8 protein-coding genes are annotated in these 10,586 nt (G+C 67.6%); 1 reads left to right on the top strand and 7 read right to left on the bottom strand.

Annotation, left to right across the window (positions count from 1 at the left end):
- Positions 1-437: 437 nt before the first annotated feature.
- From QZV97_RS19315 to QZV97_RS19290, 7 genes are all read right to left on the bottom strand, one after another.
- Complete coding sequence (locus QZV97_RS19315) at positions 438-968, bottom strand: hypothetical protein (protein WP_295646602.1); 531 nt, start codon at positions 966-968, stop codon at positions 438-440.
- A gap of 205 nt (positions 969-1,173) precedes the next feature.
- Positions 1,174-1,785, bottom strand: coding sequence for an SLATT domain-containing protein (locus tag QZV97_RS20940; RefSeq protein ID WP_366558920.1), 612 nt, complete (start codon positions 1,783-1,785; stop codon positions 1,174-1,176).
- Positions 1,786-2,409: 624 nt separating this feature from the next.
- A complete protein-coding gene (locus QZV97_RS19310; RefSeq protein WP_295646600.1) occupies positions 2,410-4,104 on the bottom strand; it encodes an AMP-binding protein in 1,695 nt (564 codons plus the stop codon).
- Between the two features lie 31 nt (positions 4,105-4,135).
- Positions 4,136-5,851, bottom strand: coding sequence for an AMP-binding protein (locus QZV97_RS19305; protein WP_295646597.1), 1,716 nt, complete (start codon positions 5,849-5,851; stop codon positions 4,136-4,138).
- Positions 5,852-5,977: 126 nt separating this feature from the next.
- Complete coding sequence (locus tag QZV97_RS19300) at positions 5,978-6,868, bottom strand: transporter (RefSeq protein WP_295646594.1); 891 nt, start codon at positions 6,866-6,868, stop codon at positions 5,978-5,980.
- 134 nt (positions 6,869-7,002) lie between these two features.
- On the bottom strand, positions 7,003-7,332 hold the full coding sequence (locus QZV97_RS19295; RefSeq protein ID WP_295646591.1) for a cytochrome c: 330 nt from the start codon (positions 7,330-7,332) through the stop codon (positions 7,003-7,005).
- 95 nt (positions 7,333-7,427) lie between these two features.
- Entirely contained in the window at positions 7,428-9,107 is a 1,680-nt protein-coding gene (locus QZV97_RS19290; RefSeq protein ID WP_295646588.1) for a PQQ-dependent dehydrogenase, methanol/ethanol family, read from the bottom strand.
- A gap of 166 nt (positions 9,108-9,273) precedes the next feature.
- Here QZV97_RS19290 and QZV97_RS19285 point away from each other — a divergent pair, with 166 nt between their 5' ends.
- Positions 9,274-10,485, top strand: coding sequence for a helix-turn-helix domain-containing protein (locus tag QZV97_RS19285; RefSeq protein ID WP_295646584.1), 1,212 nt, complete (start codon positions 9,274-9,276; stop codon positions 10,483-10,485).
- Positions 10,486-10,586 lie beyond the last annotated feature (101 nt).

The raw sequence follows: 10,586 nt of genomic DNA, 5'->3' as shown, positions 1-10,586 counted from the left end.
TTGCTGTTCATGGCTTCACGTCATGCAAGATTCGGGCGAGTTATGCAGACGTTCCCAAAGGGCCCGAACGCCAGACATTTGGCTTGAGCGGCCCGGTCGCTGCGCTCCGGACTTCTGCACACCCCGGCTCGCCCGCGAGGGGCTCGAACATGACCACTTGGTGGCGCCGAGTGGGCTCGGTCCTCGGTGCGCTCAGCGCTGGCCTGTTGGATTGGGCTGGCGTAGCTTACGGCACTTCTAGAACACCCCGCTGACTGGTCAAGGCGGAGCTTCTCTTGAGTCATCGCCCAAGAACCGCTCGCGCCGCGTGCGCTTTTTCTTCATCGCGTACTCGGCGCTGGCAAAGCTGCGTTGGCTCATGGTCCTTCCTGGCTGCAGTTCGATGCCCTCACGCAGGCACGCGGCGTGCCGGGTGAGGGGATTTGATCAGCGTCTCCCTAGTTGACGTTGACCGTGAATCTGCTTTCATTCATATAGATCAGCAAACTTGCAGGAATTGGAATCCATCCTGCTGAGCACCTCTCCCTTCGAGCGGCCTCAAAGTTACCCTCAAGTCTTCGCTCGAATCTCTTAAAATTTCCGCACAACCATATATTAGTCACACCAGAACTGGCGGAGTAGCCCAAACCGCTGTCTCGCTCAAATCGCGGATTCAGCTCATAGCTGACGAAACTTTCGTAGGATCCGCCGGAGTCCTCCGGATGCCCTACAGATACTGATACATAGGCGTCGTATCCATCTTGCATGTCAACCCGCGCACATCGACCACCCTTCAATAAGTACCACCCACTCCCATCGACGTAACACCCTTCCTTCTTTATTCTTGTGCAGGAGAACCCGTATTCCTTGTGAAGCGCGTAGACGGCGTAGTACAGAGTTCTCTTCCCAGTGTTACAGAGCTTCACCCATTCGCTGTCGCTCTCATCATCGCCAGCATGGGCCGAAGTAATGCAGAACAGCAGAGTCATCGAAAAAAAACTCATGAGCTTCATAGTCCACCTCCGCGAAAACGAATGAAGTGCCACGTAGACCCGACTCACTGGGAGCCCTTGGGCAAAGCGGTGAAGTACTGATAGAAACGTGTCGGCCAACCAGAAATAGATGTATCGGTGTGGTGCGTCCAATGTGGCCTAAGGAGGGTTTGCACCGCGCAGCGAGTTGGGCAGACCTTCCTTAGGTGTCATTTCTACGATCGCCAACATTCAACCGGGGTAGGAGCGCGGACGGCGTTTCAATCTCCTGTTCGACCTGCGAAAAGATCCTTTCGGGGATTACTGGACTGCTTCCCGTAAGTCTGCTCCAGTCATCCCTAAACTCTGAGACCTTTACAGCCATCTCCTCTGCGGAAGGCATGATTGCGATGAGCAATTCCAAGTCAGCCTCGAGCTTCGCAAAGCTGGATCCCGCTACGCGATGCTTTTCGGCTCGCTCGGAGTCACGATCGAACACTTGGAGACTGCCTATGGCTCCCACAATCGCCGCTATCACCCCAACAGCAAGAACGATATACGGAAGCCCAGTGAGGATTTCTCGCGTATCTGGCGTCCCCAACAGCACGAGCACAGGAGGTATCAGCGTGGACAATGCAATAGTGATGCGTCCATACCGACGATGGCGCAGTTCAAAGTGCCAAGCGGCTCGAAAGTGAGCGCGCTTCAAGTTGTGAAACCGGCGTAGCCAATCAGAGAGCAGCGGCCCAAACTGGGTTGCTGACGGCGGGCTCGCTAACGCGACTGGTTCAGCGGTCACAGCATCTCCAAATGACGCCCAACTACAAATAGTCATGTTGGGGTTGGGCGGTCGATGCGGCCTAATGCACCACGCTGCCGCGGATGCTAAACCGCTTGCCCGCCTCTAGAAATCCCCTCATCCGATCGACCCTCGAGAGAATTCCAGCGGCGCGATAGGTCGCTCAAAGCTGAGCAGACCCGCCCGATGCGGCCTATCGCGCCACGCTGCCGCGGATGCTAAACCGCTCGCCCTCCTTTAGAAATCCCCTCGCCCGGTCGATCGCCGCGGGGGCCGCGTCGGCGCGATAGGCCGTCTGAATCCGAGCAGACGGGAGCCGACAGCAACGGTGGCCGAGCGCGCCGAGGACCGAGCCCACTCAGCCTCTACAAGTGGCCATGTTCGAGCCCCTCGCGGGCGAGCCGGGGTGTGCAGAAGTCCGGAGCGCAGCGACCGGGCCGCTCAAGCCAAATGTCTGGCGTTCGGGCCCTTTGCTTTGGTTACTTTCATTTGGGCCAGCAAATGAAAGTGACTCGCCTGCCGGGCGAGACCGGCGCGGCCTCCGCGGGCAGCGGGACAGTGGGCGTCAGCCCAGGCCAGGCTTCGACAAGCTCAGCCCGAACGGATGGGGGGTCGGCCCGAACGGGGCGGAGGTGATCGGTCCGAACAGGCACCGGCCCGTCAAGCCGTCTTGACATCCACCAACCCCAACTCCGCCTTCATCTGCTCCCGCATCAGGAACTTCTGGATCTTCCCCGTCACCGTCATCGGGAACCCTTCCACGAAGCGGATGTGCCGCGGCACCTTGTGCCGCGCGATCTGGCCGTCGCAGAAGGCGCGCAGTTCGTCGGCGGTGAGCTGCTCGCCGGCACGCACGATGACGCAGGCGCACAGTTCCTCGCCGTACTTGGCGTCGGGCACGCCGACCACCTGCACGTCCTGCACCTTGGGGTGGCGATAGAGAAACTCCTCGATCTCGCGCGGGTAGAGGTTCTCGCCGCCGCGGATCACCATGTCCTTCAGGCGGCCGACGATGTTGCAGTAGCCCTCGGCGTCGATCGTCGCCAGGTCGCCGGTGTGCATCCAGCCGGCCTCGTCGATGGCGTCGCGGGTCCGGGCCTCGTCGTTCCAGTAGCCCAGCATCACCGAATAGGCGCGGGTGCACAGCTCGCCGGGCGTGCCGCGCGGGACGATGCAGCCCTGCTCGTCCACGATCTTGACCTCGCAGTGCGGCTGGACGCGGCCGACGGTGGACACGCGACGCTCCAGCGGGTCGGTCGTCGCGCTCTGAAAGCTCACCGGCGAGGTCTCGGTCATGCCGTAGGCGATGGTGACCTCGGGCATGTGCATCCTGTCGACCACGCGCTTCATCACCTCGATCGGGCAGGGGCTGCCGGCCATGATGCCGGTGCGCAGGCTGCTCAGGTCGTGCTTCGGGAAGTCCGCATGGTCCAGCTGCGCGATGAACATCGTCGGCACGCCGTAGAGCGCGGTGCAGCGCTCCTCGGACAGCGCCGTCAGCGTGGCCGCGGCGTCGAAGGCCTCGGACGGATAGACCATCGTCGCGCCGTGCGTCAGCGCGCCCAGGTTGCCCATCACCATGCCGAAGCAGTGGTACAGCGGCACGGGGATGCACAGCCGGTCGCCGGGCTGCAGGCGGATCGCTTCGCCGACGAAGTGGCCGTTGTTCAGGATGTTGTGGTGCGACAGCGTCGCGCCCTTGGGGTTGCCGGTGGTGCCCGAGGTGAACTGGATGTTCACCGCGTCGTCGAACTGCAGCGCCGCGCCGATGGCGGCGAGCTGGGCGCGCTCTTCGTCGGTCGGCGGCTCGCGCGTCAGGGCGTCGAAGTTGAGCATGCCGGGCGTCGCCTCGGCGCCCAGGCGGATGACGATCTCCAGCGACGGCAGCTGCCGCGCCTTCAGCGCGCCGGGCCGGCAGCCGGCGAGTTCCGGCGCCAGGTCGGCCAGCATCTCGAGGTAGCTCGCGCCCTTGAAGGACGGCGCCGCCACCAGCGCGCGGCAGCCCACCTTGTCGAGCGCGTACTCGAGCTCGCTGCGCCGGTAGGCCGGGTTGATGTTGACCAGCACCAGCCCGAGCTTGGCGGTCGCGAACTGCGTCAGCGCCCACTCGGCGTTGTTGGGCGACCAGATGCCGATGCGCTCGCCGCGCTGCAGGCCCAGGCGCATCAGGCCGCAGGCCAGCGCGTCGACGCGCTCGCGCAGTTGCGCATACGTGAGTCGCAGGCGCTGGTGGCAGACCACCAGGGCCTCGCGCTCGGCGTGCTGCGCGCAGGCCGCGTCGAAGTAGCGGCCGATGGTCTCGCCGATCAGGCCCTGCGCCGAAGCGCCGTGCACATAGCTGGCTGCGCTGTCCATGAGCGCCCTCCCTTCGTCGTCCCGGTGGCGATCAGGCGTCCTGCCTGAGCCCGGGAAAGTCGTCCTCGAAATGCTCGTCCGCGGTGCGCGTGCCGGCGGCGCGGCGCTCCACCTCCTGCGCGCGCAGCTGCACGCGGCGGATCTTTCCGGAGATGGTCTTGGGCAGCTCGCTGACGAACTCGAGCCGCCGCACGCGCTTGTAGGGCGCGAGCTGCTGGCGTGCGAAGGCGAAGATCGCCTCGGCCAGCTCGCGGCCCGGCGTGTGGCCCGGCGCCAGGATCAGGTAGGCCTTGGGCACCGCCAGGCGCAGCGGGTCGGGGCTGGGCACGACGGCCACCTCGGCCACGGCCTCGTGCTCGATGAGCGCGCTCTCCAGCTCGAAGGGGCTGATGCGGTAGTCCGAGGCCTTGAACACGTCGTCGGCGCGGCCGACGAAGGTGATGTAGCCGTCGGCGTCGCGCGCCGCGACGTCGCCGGTGTGGTAGTAGCCGTCGCGCATGGCCTCGGCGGTCTTCTCGGCGCTGTCCTGGTAGCCGGCCATCAGGCCGAGCGGTCGCGCCTTCAGGTCGATGCAGACCTCGCCCTCGTCGGCCTCCTTGCCGTCGGCGTCGATCAGCGCGATGCGATAGCCGGGCAGCGGCCGGCCCATCGACCCGGGCTTGAGCGGCTGGCCGGGCGCGTTGCCGACCTGCGCGGTGGTCTCGGTCTGGCCGTAGCCGTCGCGCAGGGTCAGGCCCCAGGCGGCCTTCACCTGCTCGATGATCTCGGGGTTGAGCGGCTCGCCGGCACCGATCAGCTCGCGCAGGCTCAGCTTGCCGCGCCAGGCGGCCAGGTCCTGCTGGATCAGCATGCGCCACACGGTCGGCGGCGCGCACAGGCTGGTGACGCCGTGCCGCGCCAGCGCGCCCAGCAAGCCCTGCGCGTCGAAGCGCGCGCTGTTGTAGATGAAGATGCAGGCGCCGGCGATCCACGGCGCGAAGAAGCAGCTCCACGCATGCTTGGCCCAGCCCGGCGAGGAGATGTTGAGGTGCACGTCGCCGGGCCGCAGGCCCAGCCAGTACATCGTCGACAGGTGACCGACGGGATAGCTCTGGTGCGTGTGCAGCACCAGCTTGGGCTTGGAGGTGGTGCCCGAGGTGAAGTACAGCAGCAGCGGGTCGCCGGCTGGTGTCGGGGCGTCGGGCACGAAGTCGGGCGCGGCCTCGGCGCTGTCGTCGTAGCGCAGCCAGCCCGGCACCGGCGCACCGACCGCGATGCGCGTGTAGCCGCCCGCGATGGGCGCGAACTTGGCCGCCTGCGCGCTGGCGACGACGACATGCTTCACGCCGCCGCGGTCGAAGCGGTCGCGCAGGTCCTCGGTGGTCAGCAGCGCGGTCGCGGGGATCAGCACCGCGCCCAGCTTGATGGCCGCGAGCATGGTCTCCCACAGCGCCAGCTCGTTGCCCAGCATCAGCAGCACGCGGTCGCCGCGCTGTACGCCCAGCGTGCGCAGGTGATTGGCCAGCTGGGCCGAACGCCACGACAGCTCGGCGAAGCTGCGCTTCACCTCGCTGCCGTCCTCGCCGACGATCCACAGCGCGGTGGCGTCGGCGTGGCGCTCGTCGCGCGCCAGCGCATCGAAGTGATCGAGCGCCCAGTTGAACTGCTGCAGCTCGGGCCAGCGGAACTCGCGCGCGGCCGCGGGCTGGTCGTCGCGCAGGCGCAGCAGCAGGTCGCGCGCCTGCAGGAAGGGGGTGGCAGTGCTCATGGTCGAAGCTCCCGTGAAGAAAGGTCGTGCCGGGGCCGATCATCGTCGCCGATGACCGGCCCCGGCCCGCAAGCCTCGACCGGAGGCACACCATCCATCGCGGGGATCGAGCCCGGCCTGCGCGGCTCAGAAGATCTTCAGCAGCCGCAGGTGCAGCTCGTTGTCGATCTTGAAGCCCTCGCGCGCCTTGATGTCGCGGCCCCAGGTCGCCAGCAGCTGCACCGTCGGCGCGGCGAACCACGCGGTGCCGACGTTGAACTTGGTCGTCGCCGTGCGGTTGTCCTGGTTGACGCCGCCGACCTTGGTCTCGCCGCCGAAGGTGTGGAACAGGCCGCCGCGCAGGTCCAGCGTCGGGCTGAGCTGGTAGCGCAGGTGGGTCTGCAGCTCGTAGAGCGGCTTCTGCTTGAGCGTGGTCACGCCGCCGAGGCCGTCGTTGACGTCGTCGTTCTTCCCGAAGATCGTGAAGTCGCCGACGATGTCGAGGTTCCAGCCCGGTGCCAGCTCGGTGATGTAGCCGGCGCCGAGGATGAACTTCCAGCGGTTCTCGCCGAGGTTGAGCGCACGGTTGCGGTCGTAGTCGCCGACCGGCACCGACACGAAGGGCGTGATGCCGAAGTGGGTCTTGGCGCCGGGCTTGGTGAGCCAGACGGTGGCGGCCAGCAGCAGGTCGCCCACGCCGCTCTCTGAGCCGAGCCCGGCGGTGTCGTTCTTGCCCTTGAGCTTGCCGAAGGGCAGCAGGAACTGCGGGTCGACGATGTAGCCGCCGATGTCCATGAAGTGCACGCCGCGGATGATGCCGACGGTCGAGTCCAGGCCGGCGTTGATCGGCACCTGGTTGCCCTGGCTGTAGAGCTTGTCGCGCGAGGCCTGCTGGCCGTAGACCAGCAGCAGGTTGGTGCCGGCGGGCAGCGCGGTGTAGTCGCCGGCGTCGACGTCGATCGCCTGCGCGGCGGGCGACATCAGGGTGGCCGCCGCGACGGTGGCGAGCGCGGCGAGTGATGGGGTCTTGAACTGCATGGGATCTCCTCGTTGGCCGTGTGTGTCTGTTGATTTCGGCACGACCCCGCCCCTGCCGGGGCCGCACGGTGGCGCCCGGCATCGACGGAAAGGGGTCGCGGTGGAACAGGGCCGCGGGTCGGGGCCGGCCTTCGTCAGCTGCTGCCGCTGCTGCCGACGTACAGCCACAGCGATTCCAGCTCTTCCGGCTTGAAGGTCGTGCCCCAGGCCGGCATCGCGCGCAGCCCCTGGGTCACCGAGCGCTCGAAGCGCTCGCGCTGATCCCGGGGGAAGCTGCGCAGGTCGAAGCTCACGCCGGTGGTGACCATGTTCATGCCGTGACAGCGCGCGCAGAAGCTCGTGTAGAGCGACTTGCCCTGCGCGGCGCTCGGCACCGGCACCGCCGCCTGCTGCGCCGGCGCGAGGGCCGGCGACGCGAGCAGCAGCGCGGCAGCCAGCGCGCGGACCTGAACCTGGATCGTCACCGGTCGTCCTTTCAATTCAGTGGCGCCCGGCCGCCCGAAGACACTGAGCGCCCCCTCGGGGGGCAGCGAGCGACAGCGAGCGTGGGGGCTTCATTTCAGTCGATGATCTTGAAGGTCCAGACCGACGAGCCGGCCGGCATCTGGGCCAGCCTGGCGTCGCCGCCCAGGAAGCCGTAGACCGTGGCCGCGCCGCTGGTGACGGTGACGTACTGCTGGCCCTTGTGCTCCCAGGTGACCGGCAGGCCGGTGATGCCGGAGCCGGTCTGGAACTGCCACAGCTTGCCGCCGGTGTCGGCGTCGAAGGCCATGAACTCGCCGGTCTGCGCGCCGGTGAAGACCAGGCCGCCGGCGGTCGACAGCACGCCGGCCCAGAACGGCGTCGGCGTCGGCACGTCCCACACGCGCTTGCCGGTGACCGGGTCCCAGGCGGTCAGCGCGCCGCGCATGCCGTCCTCGGGCTCGGCCCAGCCGCCGAGGTCCAGGCCCAGGTACCAGGCGCCCTGCTTGTAGGCCGGGGTGTTGTACTTGACCTTCATGCCGAAGTTCAGCGTGTTCATGTAGACGCGCCGCTTCGTCGGGTCGAAGCTCATCGGCATCCAGTTCTTGGCGCCGAAGGCGCTGGGCCAGGCCTCGATGAAGTCCTTGCTCTCGACGTTGGCGCGCACCGAAGCCGTCATCGGCGTGTCGATCGGGCGGCCGGTCTTCATGTCGATGCCGGTGGCCCAGTTGACCTTCTTGCCGAACTGCGTGGCCGACAGCAGCTTGCCGTTGGCGCGGTCGAGCACGTAGAAGAAGCCGTTGCGGCTGGCCTGCATCAACACCTTGCGGCTGCTGCCGTCGACCGGCAGGTCGCCCAGCACCAGCTCGTTGGTGCCGTCGTGGTCGTAGGGGTCGCCGGGCGAGGTCTGGTAGTGCCAGACGATCTTGCCGGTGGCCGGGTCGAGCGCGAGGATCGAGCAGATGTACAGCGAGTCCTTGCCGCGCCAGGCGGCGTTCCACGGGCCGCCGTTGCCGGTGCCCCAGTAGACGAGGTTCAGCTCGGGGTCGTAGGTGCCGGTCAGCCAGGTGGGCGCGCCGCCCTTGTCGTAGCGGTCGGCGTTCCAGGTCTCCGAGCCCTTCTCGCCGGGGCCGGGGATGGTCCAGGTGCGCCACTTCTTGTCGCCGGTCTTCAGGTCCCAGCCGTCGAGGAAGCCGCGCGTGCCGTACTCGCCGCCCGAGATGCCGGTGATCAGCGTGCCGCCCGCGATCAGCGGCGCGTGCGTCATGCTGTAGCCCTGCTTGTAGTCGGCGGCCTGCTTCTTCCAGAGCGTCTTGCCGTCGGCCATCGAGATCGCCATGACATGCGCGTCGATGGTCGTGCGGTAGAGCACGCCGTCCAGCACCGCGGCGCCGCGGCTGTGGATGCCGCAGCACAGGTAGCCGTTGACGTCGGCCGGCAGCTCGATCGGCGTCTTCCACTTCTGCTTGCCGGTCTCGGCGTCGATCGCGAGCGTGGCGTTGTGCGTCGTCACGTACATCACGCCGTTCACCAGCAGCGGCTGGGTCGAGGCGTTGCTCGAGTTGTCCAGGCTCAGGTTCCAGGCCGGCACCAGGCGCTTGACGTTGCCCTTGTTGATCTTGGCCAGGGCCGAGTAGCGCTGCTGGCCCCAGCCCATGCCGTAGGTGGTGACGTCGCCGGCGGTGGCGGCATCGTTGCGCAGGTCAGCGAGCGACTGCGCGCCGGCCAGCGGAGCGGCGAGTGCGAGCGCGAGTCCGAGCGCCGTGGTGGTCTTCATCCGTGTCTCCTCGTTGTCGTGGCGCGCGACTGCGGCGAGGCAGCGCACGGGTCGATGAACGAGGCGAACCTTAGGTTTCGGGCAGGGGTCGGCCCAATCAAGTAGTTTCCCTAGGGCGCTTTTGTTCCGCCGCGGTACAGATTCGGGCTCCCGAAAAAGGGTCTTCATGCCAGCCAGAACGCCAGCGCATCGATCGACGGACCGCAGCACCGCGCTGCCGGCCGCCCCGTTCTTCTCCACGCCCGAGCAGCGCGTCGCGCTGGCGCGCGAACGCTTCTTCGAGGACGGCGTGCGCCCGTCGGGCCTGGTGCCCGAGACGGTGATCCAGTCGTGGACGCGCTGCATCGGCGCGCGCCGCGAGCCCGGCGAGCGACTCAGCTTCGACCCGATCACCAAGGCGCGCATCGCCAGCACGCTGGCACGCAACCGGCAGTTGCTGGAGGCGGCCAAGGAAGACCTGTCGCAGCTGGATGCGGCGCTGGCCGGCACGCGCTGCAAGGCCATGCTGACCAGCCACGACGGCGTGATCGTCCATGCCACGCCGACCGCGCCGGGCGACGGCGGCCTGATGCCCATCGTCGCGCGGGTCGGCGTCGACATCGGCGAAGCCACGATCGGTACGGGCGCCCCGGGCGTCGCGGCGCGCACCGGCGAGGTCTGCATGGTGCATGGCGCCGAGCACTTCTTCACCGGCATCAGCGTGATGTACTGCGCCGCCGCGCCGATCCGCGACACGCGCGGCGACATCGCCGCGGTGCTGGACCTGTCGTCGGAGGCGGAGATGTTCCGCTTCGACGCGGCGTCGATGGTGCGGCTGTACGCGACCGGCATCGAGAACCGCCTGCTCGAGGCGCAGTCGCGCGAGCACGTGCTGCTGCGCTTCCAGGCCAGCCCGACGCTGCTGGCCACGCCGCTGGAAGGCCTGGCCGCGGTGGCCGGCGACGGCCGCGTCGCGTGGATCAACGGCAGCGGCGCGAGCCTGCTGGGCTGCCCGCGCCTGCTGGGCTGGGACGCCTACTGCGAAACGCTGTTCGGCCTGGACATCGAGGCGCTGCTGGTGCTGGCGCACGGCGGCCGCCCGCTGGCGCACCGGCTGCCCAACGGCCTGGTGCTGTGGCTGCAGGCGCGCCTGCCGCTGCGCGGCAGCGAGCGCACGCTGGAGCCGGTGGTCGAGGCGACACCCACCATCGCGGACGAGCCCGATGTCGACCCGGCATCGCCGACGCGACTGGAAGACGCGAACCGCTCGCTGATCGAGCGCACGCTCGCCGAGTGCAAGGGCAACGTGTCGCGGGCGGCACGGCGGCTGGGCGTTTCGCGCGGCCTGCTGTATCGGCGGCTGGCCGAGTGGGGGCACGGAGAGGCCGAGACGCCTTGATTCTTTGGCCCGCTGGCCGCGTGGCGACGCGCCGGGTCTCGCCCCGGCGGGCGAGTCACTTTCATTTGCTGGCCCAAATGAAAGTAACCAAAGCAAAGGGC

It is taken from the genome of uncultured Methylibium sp. (assembly GCF_902826655.1).
Classification (GTDB): Bacteria; Pseudomonadota; Gammaproteobacteria; order Burkholderiales; family Burkholderiaceae_C; genus Methylibium.
This window is presented reverse-complemented; position numbering and strand designations above follow the sequence as displayed.